Below are 16,177 nucleotides of genomic sequence, written 5' to 3' on the forward strand. Positions count from 1 at the left end.
ACTCATGCAATTTTCCAACAAGATAGGTTATTCTTTTTAAACCTAGTAAAAAAATCGCCATTTTATTATTAACATGGTGCTTAAGACAGATATATCTTTAAGAAGTATTCCATTACCAATTTCCATGTCTCGTTTGAAAAAATCTGTTGAATTATCGCCTAAAAAAATCTCTGCCCACACTTTCAAAATTTGGATAATAATAGATCAGAATTGCATTGTAAACCTTTATGCAATAAATTTTTCAATTACATAATTTTATTAAAAACAAAAGGCAGAGTTGAATTCAACTCTGCCTTTAAAGAAATATATTTTAGTAAATCAGCGTATTGCTATATTCACATAATCCCTTGTATTCTTACCGGTATATACTTGACGTGGTCTGCCGATTGGTTGATCTTCTTCACGCATTTCTTTCCATTGTGCCAGCCAACCCGGTGTGCGACCTAAAGCAAATAATACAGTAAACATTTCAGTAGGGAATCCGATTGCACGATAAATAATGCCGCTGTAAAAATCTACGTTTGGATATAATTTTCTCTCAACAAAATAATCATCTTTCAACGCCACTTCTTCTAATTGTTTTGCAATATCTAAAATCGGATCATGAATGCCGAGCTTACTTAATACATTATCACAAGCCACTTTTATAATTTTCGCTCTCGGATCAAAATTCTTATACACTCTATGTCCAAATCCCATCAAGCGGAATGAATCATCTTTATCTTTTGCTTTGGCAACCCACTTATCTACATTGCCACCATCATCTTTTATTTTATCCAACATCTCAATCACTTTCTGATTTGCTCCACCATGTAAAGGACCCCATAACGCTGCAACTCCTGCCGCAACACTTGCATACGGATTTGCATGAGAAGAACCTACTAAACGCACTGTGCTGGTACTGCAATTTTGTTCGTGATCTGCATGTAAAATCAACAGCTTATCCATTGCATCCACAATTACCGGATCTGCATGAAAATCTTCTGTACGCATACCGAAAGTCATAAACAGAAAATTGGTAACGTAATCAAATTTATTATTCGGATAAATCAATGGTTGACCAATAGATTTTTTATAAATCCATGAAACAAGGGTTGACATTTTTGCAATGATGCGGATAATAGTTAAATCAGTTTCTCCTGTGCTTCTGTTTGGATTTAAAGACTCAGGATAGTAAGCAGACATCGCACATAACAAAGAACATAACTGACCCATTGGATGTGCTTTACTTGGAAAGCCATCAAAAAATTTCTTTAAATCTTCATGTACTAATGTGTGGCGTATTATCTTACCCGTGAAAGCCTGATTATCATCATGGCTCGGCAGCTCTCCATAAATAAGTAAGTACGCAACTTCCAAAAAATTAGAGCGCTCAGCTAATTGTTCAATTGGATATCCACGATAACGTAGAATTCCCTGTTCGCCATCCAGAAAAGTGATTGCGCTTTTGGTAGAGCCGGTGTTTTTATAACCAACATCAAGAGTTATCAAACCTGATTGCTCTCTTAATTTAGATATATCAATTGCTTTTTCATTTTCTGTACCTTCTACAACCGGAAATTCAAAATCCTTGTCTTCGAAATTTATTTTTGCTGTGGACATGCTTATTATTTATTTTGGAATTACATTACGAATAGAACTACAAAGTTAAAAAATTCGTGCTTGAAATTTATTGTGAAATACGGGAATTTAAGCAATTAAATCCAAATACAATTTCTTTATACGAATTTCCCTGTTTAATAAAAGGATAACAGGCAGCAAATGTAAGTAGTTTTAAAAGAGACTTTAATTCGGCACCATGAAACGATCCACATGCGAAAGCAACTGATATACCACTAGTACATAAAGCACAATAATGATAACCCATTTCAATTTATCTGAAGCATTGCGCACCAACCTATACACGCCAATTCCTGTAAATACACCGATAGTTCCATAGATAACCATTGCTATAGGATAATACCCATTTAGTGTAAGTGATTTGGGTAGATTGGGAATTACAACCAATATAAAAAAAATAAAAAAAGAGAGATAATAAACTCCATCCCACATTTGGCTGTAGTCTAATTTTTGGTCTTGATGATTTTCTTGTTCCATACAATTATTAAGACTGCAAAGATACTATTTGAGTTGCCAAAGATTTATATGCTGACAAACATCATCAAAACAGCAGCATTGCTTTTTTACCTTAGCGCAAAATAAAACGAATGCAATTTAAAACTATCATAGAACCCTTCCGCATAAAAATGGTGGAGCCTGTTTCGCTTACAACAGAAGAACAACGTATTCAATATTTAAAAAAAGCACACTACAATCCTTTTACCTTAAATGCCGAACATGTATTAATTGATTTGCTAACCGACAGCGGTACATCTGCAATGAGTAATAGGCAATGGGCAGGAATGATAATGGGCGATGAATCGTATGCCGGAGCCACAAGTTGGAATCACATGTATAATACAGTTTTTGATTTAACCGGAATGGAACATGTATTACCAACGCATCAAGGCCGAGCAGCAGAAAGAATTTTATACAGTCATTTAGGTGGCGCAGGAAAAATTTTTATTAGCAATACGCACTTTGATACTACAAGAGCAAACATTGAATATAGTGGTGCAACTGCTATTGATATTCCTTGTGAACACGGAACTGATCCAACCATTATTTTACCTTTTAAGGGAAATATGGATACAGATAAATTAGAGTTACTGATAACAGAATATGGCGCAACAAATATTGGTGCAGTAATTCTTACGGTTACTAATAATAGTGGTGGCGGACAACCGGTGAGTATGGCAAATGCAAAAGAAGTAAGTGCTATTTGCAAAGCACATAATATTTTATTTGCATTGGACTGTTGCCGCATTGCAGAAAATGCATACTTCATAAAACATCGTGAAAAAGAATATGCAAACCACAGTTATTTTGAAATTGCACAACAGATGTTTGCCCTTGCAGATGCCGGAGTTATGAGTGCTAAAAAAGATGCGCTTGTAAACATGGGTGGATTTTTATCGCTGCGCAATAAAGCACTTGCAGAAGCATGTACTAACCTCTTAATTATTACCGAAGGTTTTGCAACTTATGGCGGACTTGCAGGTCGTGATATGGAAGCAATTGCAATTGGATTGAAAGAAGTATTTGAACCGGATTATTTACATTATCGCATAAGAAGTACTGCATACCTCGGCGAAAAATTACATGCGATGGGTGTTCCTTTAATGATGCCAATCGGTGGACATGCGGTGTATATTGATGCAAAATCTTTTTATCCGCACATACCTGTTCATCAATATCCCGGACAAGCATTAGTATGCGAATTATATAAAACCGGCGGAGTGCGTGCTGTTGAAATCGGCTCCTTGATGTTTGGGAAATATGATAGCACCGGACAATTACTTCCCGCTGCAATGGAATTAGTAAGACTTGCAATTCCAAGAAGAGTTTACACCCAAAGTCATATTGAATATGTGATTGAGGTATTTGCAGAATTAATTAAAAATAAAAATGCCGTGAAGGGTTATAAAATAATTGAAGAGCCAAAATTTTTAAGACACTTTACTTGTAAGTTGGAAGAGATGAAATGAGTATCGGGTAGTAAGAGAATTTGCAATGTGCAATAAGCAAAATGCAATTGTAAATTATTAAAGGTTAATGGTAAAATCAGTAATGAGTGATCAGTGATGAGTTTTAATTTAGTGATTGGTGAATAAAAAAAATCAGTGAGTTTTATTTAACTCGAAACCTGAAACTTGAAACTTTTTTCATTGTCAACTGTCCACTGTCAATTGTCAATTTTAAAGTGATAAGTTTTTTTAGCCAACTGCCAATAGCAAAAAGCCAATAGCATTTTGTCAATGGTCAAAGTCAATAGTCTAAGTTTTTTCAACAATACTCAGCTTCGCAAATTTCAATAATAGTTTTTTCTGACCTGCCCGCACAAAATCTATTGTGGCCATTTTACTTTCATTATTTCCTTCCATTGCCACTATTTTTCCATAGCCGAATTTCTGATGTTCTACTTGCATTCCTGCATGTAATTCATCGGGAGTAACTGCAGAAAATGCGGCAGAAGTTGTATGTGTAAATTTCGGATCTGCATTTGCCTGCTTCACTACTTTTTGTGCATGCACAATATTTTTTTCAAATGCATTTTCATACGCTTTTTGATTGGCAGAATTATATCCGATTCTATTTAATAATTCCTCCGGTAAATCTTCTAAAAAACGACTCGGTTCACAGTAATCTAAACTGCCATATTTATAGCGTGAAGCAGCATGAGTTATAGTCAGCATTTTTTCTGCCCGTGTAACTGCCACATAAAATAAACGACGTTCTTCTTCCAACTCTTCTCTGCTATTTATACTAAGTGCACTGGGAAATAAATTTTCTTCCATGCCCACCACAAACACACTTTCAAACTCTAATCCTTTTGCAGCATGTATCGTCATTAACTTCACTGTATCATCATTGCCATCAGTATTATCCGCATCTGTAAGTAAGGAGATTTGTTGTAAATATGTCGCCAGATTTTTATCTGTATTTGTTTCTTCAATAGATAATAACGGTGATATATTTTCAGGATCAGAAAATTCTTTTATACTGTTTAATAATTCCTGTAAGTTTTCATAACGGCTCAACCCTTCCACACTTTGATCATTGTATAAATCTTTAAGTATGCCCACAGATTTTGCAATATGCGATGCTACTTCATAGGCATCTTTTTTTTGCAGCATTACCTGAAAATTTTTAATCATAATTACAAAATCTGTAATTGCATTTCGTGCCGAAGGTGTGAATGGAAACAGTACAATATTTTCAGCAATATCCCACAACGTGCGATCATTATCCGCAGCAAACACCGTGAGTTTTTCAATAGATGTTTTTCCTATGCCACGCACCGGATAATTAATGATGCGCTTAAATGCTTCTTCATCATTTGGGTTAACAGTAATTTTTAAATAGGCTAATAAATCTTTTACTTCTTTGCGTTGATAAAAAGAAACACCCCCATAAATACGATATGGAATATTTAAGCGTCGCAGACCTTCTTCAAAAGCTCGGGATTGTGCATTGGTGCGATATAAAATTGCAAAGCCATTATTGGGAACATGATCTCGCATGCGCTGTTCAAAAATTGCATCTGCCACCATGCGACCTTCTTCATTATCACTCATTGCTCGCACTACTTGTATTTTACTCCCGTCCGTATTTTCAGTCCATATTTTTTTTGCAAGCTGCGATCTGTTTTTTGAAATGATATGATTTGCTGCTTCCACAATCACTTTTGTGCTGCGATAATTTTGTTCCAACCGAAATGTTTTTACATCCGGAAAATCTTTTTCGAAATTGAGAATGTTTGAAATATTTGCACCACGAAAAGCATAAATACTTTGCGCATCATCACCCACTACTGCGATATTCTGAAACACATCTGATAATCTGCGCACAATAGCGTATTGCAAAAAATTTGTATCCTGAAATTCATCTATCAATACATATTTAAACCGATGCTGATACTTATATAATGTTTCAGGATTACTTTCTAATAACTCATACGTTTTTAAAAGTAAATCATCAAAATCCATAGCGCCTGCACGAAAACATCGCTTTGCATATTCTGCAAATACATCTGCTAATCTTGGCCTACCATTTACTTCATCTTCATTCATTAAATCCGTTTGCAATTTATATTGCAGATGATTTATCAAATTATTTTTTGCAAGCGAAATGCGATACAATACATAACCGGGTTTATACAATTTATCATTTAAACCCATTTCTTTTACAATGGCTTTTATCAGATTTTTAGAATCATCAGAATCATAAATTGTAAAGTTGGATGAGTAACCAATTTTAGAAGCTTCACTGCGTAGAATTCTTGCGAAGGTGCTGTGGAATGTTCCCATCCATAAACTGCGTGCATCTGTTCCTTGCAATTTTTCAATGCGGTTTTTCATTTCTCGTGCCGCCTTATTTGTAAAAGTGAGCGCAAGTATGCTGAATGGATCCGCACCTTCCTGCATCATGTGTACAATACGATATGTAAGCACACGAGTTTTCCCCGAACCGGGGCCGGCAATTATCATCACTGGTCCGGTGGTTTGCACTACTGCTTGTCGCTGCTCTTCATTTAATTCATTCAGAAAACTCATGGCTTAAAGTTAATGTAATACCAATTTTTAAAATTTTAAATTCATGCACATTATTTCCACCAAAGAAAATTATGGAAATATTTAAAACTTGTTAAAAAACAAAGTAATAAAAAAGCAAAGTATGTTCTCCAGTTTTGGTTAATTAACTTTGGCTTATACTATGAAGTTCAATTCAATCACTCTCGCAGTTTTATTACTGCTTTCTGTTCAGGCAAAATCACAAACCAAACAATTGAGTTTGGAGCAAACTATTGCAATGGCATTAGAAAGAAATATTACGCTAATGCAAGGACAAGCCGGTGTGCAAATGGGAGAAAATGCAGTGAAGCAAAGTAAATTACTGTTATTGCCAAACCTGAATTTCAGCACTAATTATTTTTGGAGTTTCGGTAGAGGTATTGATTATACTTCCAATATTTATGTAACCCAGAATTTTGCAAATAATGATTACAATCTTTCTTCCAGCATGTCGCTGTTTCAAGGTGGAATAATTAATAACACAATTAAACAAACAGGTTATGATCTGGAAGTGAGTAAGCTGAATCAACAGGCAAATATTGATTTTATAGAATTGAATACCTTATTGGGTTACCTGCAGATAATGTATAGTCAGGAACAATTAAAAGTGGCCAATGAAAAATTAAATTTATCTAATGAGCAACGCAGCAATTCACAAAAAGCATTTGATGCAGGCTCTATTCCCGAAGGAAATTTATTTACTCTTGAATCGCAAATTGCTGCCAATGAATTAGAAGTGGTAAATGCAGAAAATATATTAAAGCTTGCATTTACCGATATGAAAAATTTATTGCAGATGGAGTATAGTGAAGAGTTTGAAATAGTATATCCCGATATCACCATTTTTGAAAATGCACTTATTGCAGAAATACCTTCATTACAAACTGTAATTAATGAAGCAATACGCACTCAACCCAATATTCAAAAATATGAATACATGTTGCAGAGCAAAGATTTAAATGTGAAAATTGCACAGGGATATGGATTGCCTTCTCTCACATTAGTGGGTGGTTTATTTTCAACTTATTCCAGCGCATCATCCATTATTTTAGGATTAGAACCTGAGCCTTATGGCGAGCAGATAGATAATAATTTTGGTCAGTCCGTAGGCTTAACATTAAGCATTCCTATTTTTAATAATGGTCAGGTAATGTTGAATAAACAGCAAGCAGAATTAGATTACATAACCACGCAATTGCAAGAGAAAGTAGATATCAATGAATTGAAAAAAAATGTAACAGAAGCATATACCGGTTTGCAGGCAGCAGCAGCTACTTATCAGGCATCTGCAAAGAGTGTGGAAGCAGCACAAAAATCTTTCGAGTACGAACAAAAAAGATTTAATGTAGGGCAATCCACGCAGTTAGATTTTATATCTGCATCCAATGCATTAACACAAGCGGAAACATCATTGCTTTCCGCCAAATACGATTTTATTTTTAAAAGTAAAGTGATAGATTATTATATGGGCAAGCCGCTCGGATTTTGATAAATAATATTTGAATGAAACTCATAAAAATTTTAGGAGCAGTTGTAATCGTGCTCATTATAGTTGCGGTAATCGGTCGCAATAAAGGATGGTTTGGTAACTCGTCGGGAATTGTTGTTGAAACTGATACTATAGCCACCAGAGATATTATGGAAACCGTAACCGCCAGCGGAAAAATTTATCCGTTTTATGAGGTAAAAATCAGTGCGGAAATTTCCGGGGAAATAGTAGAGTTGCCGGTGGTGGAAGGACAATATGTTACCACCGGTCAATTATTGGTGCGCATAAATCCGGATTTATATCAAAGTCAGGTTGCGCAGGCAAAGGCAGGATTAGATAATGCAAAAGCAACACTTGCTTCATCACGATCTCAATTAATTCAATCGAAATCATCATTGGATAATTCTACATTAAGTTATAACAGAAGTAAACAATTGTATGATGATAAAGTAATTTCAAAAGCAGATTTCGAACAGGCAGATCTTGCATATAAAAGTGCACAATCGCAATATGATATGGCGCAACAATCTGTATTTGCTTTGGAGTTTACAGTGAAAAGTGCAGAGGCGGCATTAAAAGAAATGCAGGATAATTTAAAACGCACTGCGATATATGCACCTATTGATGGAACCGTTTTTGGACTTAGTAAAAAAGTAGGTGAAAAAGTGTTGGGTACTATTCAAATGAGTGGTGATGTATTGATGAGTATTGCAGATCTTTCTAATATGGAAGTGCAAGTGGATGTGAGTGAAAATGATGTATTGCGTTTAAGTATAAATGATACTGCAGAAGTGGATGTAGATGCATATTTAAATCGCAAGTTTAAAGGTGTAGTTATACAAGTTGCAAACTCAGCAGGAGGAACAGGATTAGCTGCCATGACTACGGAACAAGCAACAAATTTTAAAGTAAAAATTCAGATATTACAAAGTTCTTATTCGGATATTATGCCGGCAAATAAGCAAGAGAAATATCCTTTTTATCCCGGCATGAGTGCCACAGTGGATATCAGAACAAGAGTTGAAAAAAATACATTGAGTATTCCAATTCAGGCAGTTACTACAAAAGAAGATTCATTGAAAAAAGGTGAACTACAAGAGATAGCATATCGCATTGTAAATGATACTGCACGACAAGTAATAATTAAAACCGGAATCCAGGATGATAATTATATTCAAGTGTTAGAAGGATTGCAAGCGGATGAAGAAATTGTAAGTGGACCTTACAATACGATTACAACTATTTTAAAAGATGGTGATAAGATAAAACGTGAGGATAAAAACAAAGTAGAAAAGAAATAATTTTTACTACATCTGAAGATTGATTTCTCGCAGTATTATTCTAAAGTAATTCCAAGAATACGGCATGCATGTTCTGATGCTTTTTGCTCTGCACGTTTCTTACTAAAATCACTTTCTTCAGTAATCATTACTCCATTAACAAATAACCCCATGCGATAATATTTTTTACCTTTTATATCCCTTTCATCCAGCATTTCATACTTCGCATCTTTACCACCTTTTTGAGCCCATTCAATAATCTTGCTTTTGAAATTATAAACGGTTACTTCCAGTTCATCTATTTCAAAATGATTTTTTAGTATTTGATTTTTGAAGAAATAATATGCAGGCTGATAGCCACGGTCAATATATAATGCGCCGACTAAAGCTTCAAGTGCATTTCCTAAAACAGAACTCTTGGAAAGATCGCCACCTGTGCGACGCATCTTCAGCATTTCTGATAAACCGATTTTTAAAGCAACACGATTCAGTTGTTCACGGCTCACAATTTTCGAGCGCATCTCGGTAAGAAATCCTTCGGGTTTATAAGGATATTTTTTAAACAGATAATCCGCAATAACAAGATCAATTACGGCATCACCCAACAATTCTAATCTCTCATTATTCATGTGCACACTGTTGTGAATTGAGCTGTGCTGAAATGCAAGATGATAAATGGCAATATTCTTCGGAGTATTGTCTGTGATAGATTTTATCCTGCGACAGAAAGAGCGGTCGTCGGAAAAATAAAGGTTATAAATTTTCCTGAATGGATACAAACAATTCTATAATTTTTTAAAGATAACAGATGCATTATGGCCACCAAAACCAAAGGTATTACTTAGGGCAACATCCACATTTCTTTCTTGAGCTTTATTAAATGTGAGATTTAATTTAGGATCAAAAGCAGGATCATCTGTAAAGTGATTTATGGTAGGGGGAATGATATTATTCTGCATAGCGAGAATACTTGCAATTGCTTCAATAGCACCGGCAGCACCAAGCAAATGGCCGGTCATACTTTTGGTGGCGCTGATATTTAATTTATAAACAGCATCACCAAATATTTTTTGAATTGCTTTTATTTCCTGAGGATCACCAAGCGGTGTCGAAGTTCCATGTACATTAATATAATCAATATCATTCACTGTCATACCTGAATCACGCAGTGCATCTTTCATAACTAATTGCGCACCCAAACCATCGGGATGTGGTGCAGTCATGTGATAGGCATCTGCACTCATACCTCCACCTGCTAATTCGCAATAAATTTTAGCACCTCGTTTAATAGCATGTTCATATTCTTCCACGATGATACAGCCGGCGCCTTCCCCCAACACAAATCCATCCCGATCTAAATCAAATGGACGTGAAGCTGTTTTCGGACTATCATTGCGTTCGCTTAATGCTTTCATAGCATTAAACCCACCAACTCCCGATGCAGTAACGGCGGCTTCAGAACCACCTGCCACTATTATTTCTGCTCTGCCAAGTCGGATAGAATCAAAGGAAGCAATTAAAGCATGCGTAGAGGAAGCACAAGCAGATACGGTGGCATAATTAAGACCACGATAACCGTAGCGAATTGAAATAGTACCCGCAGCGATATCGCTAATCATTTTTGGAATAAAAAACGGATTGAAGCGTGGGGTGCCGTCACCTCTTGCAAAGAATGACACTTCTTCTTCAAACGTTTTTAATCCGCCAATTCCCGATGCCCAAATAACTCCTATCCTATCCTTATCAATATCAGCATCAATAAGGCCGGCATCTCTAACACCTTCATCAGTGGCAGCTAATGCATAATGCAGGTAAGGATCCATGCGCCTCACTTCTTTTTTATCAATAATGGAGGTAGGATCAAACCCTTTTACTTCACATGCAAATTTGGTTTTAAAGAGCGTGGCATCAAATCGGGTAATAAAGTCTGCCCCACTTCTGCCGGCAATTAATCCTTCCCAATAGGAAGCGACTGAATTGCCGAGTGGAGTCAATGCTCCCAGCCCGGTTACCACTACTCTTCGGAGTGTCATCTATAAGTATGGTTTACTTAACGTGTTCTTCAAGGTAAGTGATTGCATCACCAACTGTAGTGATTCCTTCGGCTTGTTCGTCGGGGATGGAGATATTGAATTCTTTTTCAAACTCCATGATAAGCTCTACAGTATCCAATGAGTCTGCACCTAAATCGTTAGTGAAGCTCGCTTCTGGAACTACTTCGTTTTCGTCAACACCTAATTTGTCAACGATAATTTTCTTTACTTTTTCAGCAATTTCTGACATTTTTATAAAAATTAGATTTTTAAAATAAAGTGCAAAGTAAGCGAGAGATATGTTCTTATGCAAATGCCCCAATACTTACTCAATTCTAAACAGACTAAAATTAAATGCTGCGACAATTTATTCGATAAAAATTAATCCTCAATTGTAGAAGGATCTTTTAAATAATTAGCACATCAAGAATTCCTGTTTACTTTTGCGGCAAACAGAAATAATGAGAGATATTACAAAGCTTAATAAGATGTGTTCACAGGTGCGTAGAGATATTATTCGACAAGTACATGGATGTCAGAGTGGTCATCCCGGTGGTTCTTTAGGATGTACTGAATATTTTGTTGCATTATATTTTGATATACTAGATCGGAAATCAGAATTTAATATGGACGGAACCGGTGAGGATATTTTTTTCTTGAGCAACGGACATATTTCTCCAGTTTGGTATAGTGTACTTGCCCGCAGCGGATATTTTCCTATCGAAGAACTTTCTACTTTCCGAAAATTGAATAGTCGCTTGCAAGGCCATCCAACAACTCATGAACATTTACCCGGCATCAGAGTGGCGAGTGGATCTTTAGGTCAGGGGATGAGTGTTGCAATCGGCTCAGCCCTTTCTAAAAAATTGAATGGGGATAATCATCTTGTATATTCATTACATGGTGATGGTGAAATGAATGAAGGACAAATTTGGGAAGCTGCTATGTTTGCGGCGCATCATAAAGTGGATAATCTTATTTCCACAATTGATGTAAACGGTCAGCAGATTGATGGCCCAACCAAAGTAGTTATGGACTTAGGTGATCTGCATGCGAAATGGAAAGCATTTGGATGGCATGTGATGGAATGTAGTGATGGCAACAACATGGAAATGCTGCTTGAAACTTTGGATAAAGCAAAATCTGAAACAGGTAAAGGCTCGCCAATAATGATATTAATGCATACCGAAATGGGTAAGGGTGTTGATTTTATGGTAGGCACACACCACTGGCATGGCGTTGCCCCAAATGATGAACAAAAGGAAAAAGCTTTAGCGCAATTGGAGGAAACATTCGGCGATTACTAATATCTGATTAAATATTTTCTTTTGTAGTATCAGCAATACATTGCTTTATCATAGGATTATTTATCAACGGAACAATAGAGGTTGATCCTATAAGTTTTTGGCTACTATTGCGTTAACAATCTCTACCAAAAATTATAATGAATCGTTTTTTACTTCTGCTTTTCTTTTGCATTTCTTTTTCAGTGCATGCGCAAACAAATGAAACCAGACGCATTCTTATATTATTGGATGGCAGCGGAAGTATGTTGGAAACATGGGATGGCACTACGAAATGGACAGTTGCCAAACGATTAATTCAAGAAACATTAGACAGCATACAAAAAGAAAATCCTTCTGTTGAAATCGGCTTGCGGGTATTTGGCCATCAAAGTCCGAGAGCAATGAAAGATTGTAAGGATTCAAAATTGGAAGTAGTTATTTCAAAAAATTCTGCTGCTGCAATTCAAAATAAACTCAACGAAATTGTTCCAAAAGGACATACTCCCATTGCTTATTCTTTATTTCTGGCAGCCGATGATTTTCCTGATTTACCCGGAACAAATTCTATTATATTAATTACAGACGGTATTGAAAATTGCGAAGGCGATCCTTGTGCAAGTGCTGAAGTTTTAACCAATAAACGGATTACTTTAAAACCTTTTATTATAGGTATTGGATTGGCCGAAGAAGACAAAGGAAAATTTAATTGTGTGGGAACATATTATGATGCAACAAATGAAACCACATTTGAAAATGCCATTAACGTGGTTATATCACAGGCATTAAATAATACAACACTGCAAATTAATTTGATCGATGCATTTGATAAACCATCTGAAACAAATGTGGAGATGACTTTATATGATTCTTTCAGTGGTGAAGTGCGCTATAATTTTTTACATAGCATGAATTCTAAAAAGGAACCCGATACTTTACAAATAGATCCTGTAGGTAAATATGATATTGTGGTGCATACCACTCCATCAGTAACAAAGAAAAATATTGAACTGAATCCGGGCAAGCATAATATTATTGGTATTGATGCACCACAGGGAACGTTGATTTTGGAAGAAATGGGTAATGCCGGTTTCAGCGATAAACAATGTGTAGTAAGAGATACTGCATCAGGAGAAATTATCTATGTGCAAAATCTGAATGCCACACAGAAATATATTATCGGCACATATGATTTAGAAGTGTTGACTTTACCCCGATTGCAATTTAAAGATTATGAATTAAGATCGGGTGAAGGAAATAAAATAGTGATTGAAAAATCCGGTTTGTTGAGCATTAATGGAAATGATAATTTCATTTATAGTATTTATCAGCAAAAAGGTAATGACTTGATTCAGATATATACCGGAACCATCAATAAAACTATTGCAAATATTGAAATACAACCGGGAAATTACCTTCTGGTTTATAGAAGTAATACAAAGAAATCTGCTGTAAATACAGCACAGATAGCAGTGAATATTAAAACAAATCGCACTACCTCAATTACGCTGCAATGAAAATAAAAAATACATATTGCCAATGGCTAATGATTGCAGTTGTATTCATTTCAATAAGTATTTCACCAATTCAAAAGGTAAGTGCGCAGGATACAGAAGTAATCACACGTATTTTATTTATCATGGATGGTTCACGCAGCATGTTAGCTACATGGGGAAACTCCACCAAGTTCAGTGTGGCTCGTCAATTAATATATCAAATTGCAGATAGTGTAGATCAATATCCAACAGTACAAACAGGATTGCGATTATATGGACATCAAACTCCGCATCCGTATAATGATTGCAACGACACAAAACTGGAAGTGAAATTTAAAAGTAACAACGGCATTAATATCAAAACAAAGCTGAATAATTTATTTCCACAAGGTGTTACACCAATTTCACTTGCACTGCGGGAAGCTATGATAGATTTTGGTGAGCCCGATCCCAAATATCGCAACATTGTAATTCTGCTTACCGATGGTGCTGAATCTTGTGGCAACAATCCCTGTGAAGTAATTCTGGAAATGAAACAAAAAGGGATTATCACAAAATCATTTGTATTGGGTTTGGATATAAGTGATGAAGATGAATTAAAACAATTGGAATGTATGGGTGAATATATGAACATGTTATCGCCCTCTGAAGCATCAAAAGTGGTTTCAACTATTTTGGGAAGAGTATTTAATTCCACTACAGTACGCATTGATTTATTAGATAAATATCAACGACCAACAGAAACAGATTTGATGTTTACTTTATTCGATTCTGAATCGGGAAAATTTAAATACAATTACTACCATACCTTATCGCCGAAAGGAGTTCCGGATACCATCACTGTGGATCCTACTTATGGATATAATTTAAAAGTACATACCCGACCATCGGTTGAAAAAAACGATATTTATTTTACACCATTTGAATATAATGTAGTTTCAGAAAATACCCCTCAAGGCGATTTGCGCATTTCAGTGCGAGGCGAATCACAGAAAAAAAGTATTCAATGTATTGTAAAACAAGATGGCAAAGTAATAGAAGTGCAACCGACAGGTTCTACAATAAATTATCTTGTAGGCAAGTATGACATTGAAATTTTAACTTTGCCCATTATTAAAATCAACAGTGCAGAAATTGAACAAGACAATACCACTACTATCGAAATTTCCTCGCCCGGTTTCATCACCTTCATTAAGGCGCAGGAATTATATGGCGGCATTTATATGTACAGCAATAATAAATGGGTAGAAATTTTTGAATTGTCGAATAAAGACTTGCGTGAATCACTTGCCTTGCAACCGGGAAAATATAAAGTCATCTACCGTTATAAAAATACAAGAGCAATGACAGGCACTAAAGAAATAGACTTTGAAATTATAACAGGAACTTCAACCACTTTAAAACTATAACAATTGATTACAATAGATTACTCCAACCAAAAAGATACCCGCTCCGGATTTGGTGTGGCAATGGCAGAATTAGGAAACAGCAACCCGAATGTGGTTGCCTTATGTGCCGATTTGGTAGGCTCTTTAAAATTAGAAGCATTTATTAAAGATCATCCTGAAAGATTTTTCCAATGTGGAATTGCCGAAGCAAATATGATGAGCATAGCCGCCGGACTTACTATTGGTGGTAAAATTCCTTTTGCATGCACGTTTGCAAATTTTGCAACAGGCAGAGTATATGATCAGATTCGCCAATCCATTGCGTACTCCGGAAAGAATGTAAAAATTGCAGCATCACATGCAGGTTTAACTCTTGGTGAAGATGGTGCAACACATCAAATTTTAGAAGACATCGGCATGATGCAAATGCTTCCAGGACTTACCGTAATTAATCCTTGTGATTACAATCAAACCCGTGCTGCTACTCTTGCTGCGGCTGCGCATATTGGCCCGGTATATTTGCGTTTCGGCAGACCTAAATGGCCAATATTTACAAAAGCAGATCAGGAATTTGTTATTGGCAAAGCATGGAAAATAAGTGAAGGAAATGATGTGAGCATTTTTGCAACTGGTCATCTTGTGGTGAAGGCTATGGAAGCTGCAAATATTCTTGAAGAAAAAGGAATTTCCGCAGAAGTAATAAATATCCATACGATAAAACCTCTGGATACTGAAGCAATATTAAACAGTGTGCGGAAAACCAAATGTGCCGTTACCGCAGAAGAACATCAAATGCTTGGAGGATTGGGAAGTGTGATTGCACAAACAGTGGCCGGTGCATTTCCGGTTCCTGTAGAATTTGTTGCTGTAAACGATAGCTTCGGCGAAAGTGGTCCTCCGGAAAAATTATTAGAGAAATATGGTTTAAGCACAGATAATATTGTACAATCTGCATTGAAATCTATTGCAAGAAAAAATAAATAATTTGTAGCGTATTAACTATTCACCAATTATGTACTCATCAAATACCATCGC

At 35.9% G+C, this 16,177-nt stretch carries 13 protein-coding genes; 7 read left to right on the forward strand and 6 right to left on the reverse strand.

All coding sequences use genetic code 11. The features are described from left to right. Positions 1-318: 318 nt before the first annotated feature. Both IPN31_03040 and IPN31_03045 read right to left on the reverse strand, forming a co-directional pair. Positions 319-1,602, reverse strand: a complete 1,284-nt coding sequence (locus tag IPN31_03040) for a citrate synthase (protein MBK8680876.1) — start codon at positions 1,600-1,602, stop codon at positions 319-321. A 183-nt stretch (positions 1,603-1,785) separates the two neighbouring features. Continuing rightward, positions 1,786-2,097, reverse strand: coding sequence for a hypothetical protein (locus IPN31_03045; protein ID MBK8680877.1), 312 nt, complete (start codon positions 2,095-2,097; stop codon positions 1,786-1,788). Positions 2,098-2,207: 110 nt separating this feature from the next. Between IPN31_03045 and IPN31_03050 the strand changes: the two genes are divergently transcribed. Then, positions 2,208-3,587 (forward strand): tryptophanase, encoded by a 1,380-nt coding sequence (locus tag IPN31_03050; GenBank protein MBK8680878.1) that lies wholly within the window; start codon positions 2,208-2,210, stop codon positions 3,585-3,587. A gap of 288 nt (positions 3,588-3,875) precedes the next feature. On the opposite strand, the gene IPN31_03055 is transcribed toward IPN31_03050, so the two are convergent. After that, complete coding sequence (locus IPN31_03055) at positions 3,876-6,155, reverse strand: UvrD-helicase domain-containing protein (GenBank protein MBK8680879.1); 2,280 nt, start codon at positions 6,153-6,155, stop codon at positions 3,876-3,878. A 160-nt stretch (positions 6,156-6,315) separates the two neighbouring features. Here IPN31_03055 and IPN31_03060 point away from each other — a divergent pair, with 160 nt between their 5' ends. Together IPN31_03060 and IPN31_03065 are read left to right on the forward strand one after the other, a co-directional pair. Continuing rightward, positions 6,316-7,662: a TolC family protein gene (locus IPN31_03060; GenBank protein MBK8680880.1), complete on the forward strand. Its 1,347-nt coding sequence runs from the start codon at positions 6,316-6,318 to the stop codon at positions 7,660-7,662. Positions 7,663-7,676: 14 nt separating this feature from the next. Continuing rightward, positions 7,677-8,963 carry an efflux RND transporter periplasmic adaptor subunit gene (locus tag IPN31_03065; GenBank protein ID MBK8680881.1) on the forward strand — a complete coding sequence of 429 codons (1,287 nt, stop codon included), beginning with the start codon at positions 7,677-7,679 and terminating at the stop codon, positions 8,961-8,963. 35 nt (positions 8,964-8,998) lie between these two features. Here the strand turns inward: IPN31_03065 and rnc are convergent, their stop codons facing one another. The 3 genes from rnc to IPN31_03080 are packed head-to-tail and all read right to left on the reverse strand — an operon-like array spanning position 8,999 to position 11,225. Further along, positions 8,999-9,721 (reverse strand): ribonuclease III, encoded by a 723-nt coding sequence (gene rnc / locus IPN31_03070; protein ID MBK8680882.1) that lies wholly within the window; start codon positions 9,719-9,721, stop codon positions 8,999-9,001. A gap of 6 nt (positions 9,722-9,727) precedes the next feature. Then, on the reverse strand, positions 9,728-10,975 hold the full coding sequence (gene fabF / locus IPN31_03075) for a beta-ketoacyl-ACP synthase II (protein ID MBK8680883.1): 1,248 nt from the start codon (positions 10,973-10,975) through the stop codon (positions 9,728-9,730). Positions 10,976-10,988: 13 nt separating this feature from the next. Next, positions 10,989-11,225 (reverse strand): acyl carrier protein, encoded by a 237-nt coding sequence (locus tag IPN31_03080; GenBank protein MBK8680884.1) that lies wholly within the window; start codon positions 11,223-11,225, stop codon positions 10,989-10,991. A 211-nt stretch (positions 11,226-11,436) separates the two neighbouring features. On the opposite strand from IPN31_03080, the gene IPN31_03085 reads away from it, so the two are divergent. The 4 genes from IPN31_03085 (at position 11,437) to IPN31_03100 (ending at position 16,126) form a co-directional block, all read left to right on the forward strand. After that, entirely contained in the window at positions 11,437-12,282 is an 846-nt protein-coding gene (locus tag IPN31_03085) for a transketolase (GenBank protein MBK8680885.1), read from the forward strand. Between the two features lie 137 nt (positions 12,283-12,419). Next, positions 12,420-13,775 carry a VWA domain-containing protein gene (locus tag IPN31_03090; GenBank protein MBK8680886.1) on the forward strand — a complete coding sequence of 452 codons (1,356 nt, stop codon included), beginning with the start codon at positions 12,420-12,422 and terminating at the stop codon, positions 13,773-13,775. Next, the gene (locus tag IPN31_03095) at positions 13,772-15,163 is read left to right on the forward strand and encodes a VWA domain-containing protein (protein ID MBK8680887.1); all 1,392 of its coding nucleotides are present in this window, start codon (positions 13,772-13,774) and stop codon (positions 15,161-15,163) included. The genes IPN31_03090 and IPN31_03095 overlap by 4 nt, the downstream gene beginning before the upstream one ends. Positions 15,164-15,166: 3 nt before the next feature. Further along, the gene (locus IPN31_03100) at positions 15,167-16,126 is read left to right on the forward strand and encodes a transketolase family protein (GenBank protein ID MBK8680888.1); all 960 of its coding nucleotides are present in this window, start codon (positions 15,167-15,169) and stop codon (positions 16,124-16,126) included. Positions 16,127-16,177: the final 51 nt, after the last annotated feature.

This window comes from Bacteroidota bacterium, assembly GCA_016715425.1.
GTDB lineage: Bacteria > Bacteroidota > Bacteroidia > Chitinophagales > BACL12 > JADKAC01.

Coding starts and splice junctions, on each gene's coding strand:
- IPN31_03040 (MBK8680876.1), bottom strand. CDS start 1,602: ATGTCCACAGCAAAAATAAATTTCGAAGACAAGGATTTTGAATTTCCG.
- IPN31_03045 (MBK8680877.1), bottom strand. CDS start 2,097: ATGGAACAAGAAAATCATCAAGACCAAAAATTAGACTACAGCCAAATG.
- IPN31_03050 (MBK8680878.1), top strand. CDS start 2,208: ATGCAATTTAAAACTATCATAGAACCCTTCCGCATAAAAATGGTGGAG.
- IPN31_03055 (MBK8680879.1), bottom strand. CDS start 6,155: ATGAGTTTTCTGAATGAATTAAATGAAGAGCAGCGACAAGCAGTAGTG.
- IPN31_03060 (MBK8680880.1), top strand. CDS start 6,316: ATGAAGTTCAATTCAATCACTCTCGCAGTTTTATTACTGCTTTCTGTT.
- IPN31_03065 (MBK8680881.1), top strand. CDS start 7,677: ATGAAACTCATAAAAATTTTAGGAGCAGTTGTAATCGTGCTCATTATA.
- fabF (MBK8680883.1), bottom strand. CDS start 10,975: ATGACACTCCGAAGAGTAGTGGTAACCGGGCTGGGAGCATTGACTCCA.
- IPN31_03080 (MBK8680884.1), bottom strand. CDS start 11,225: ATGTCAGAAATTGCTGAAAAAGTAAAGAAAATTATCGTTGACAAATTA.
- IPN31_03085 (MBK8680885.1), top strand. CDS start 11,437: ATGAGAGATATTACAAAGCTTAATAAGATGTGTTCACAGGTGCGTAGA.
- IPN31_03090 (MBK8680886.1), top strand. CDS start 12,420: ATGAATCGTTTTTTACTTCTGCTTTTCTTTTGCATTTCTTTTTCAGTG.
- IPN31_03095 (MBK8680887.1), top strand. CDS start 13,772: ATGAAAATAAAAAATACATATTGCCAATGGCTAATGATTGCAGTTGTA.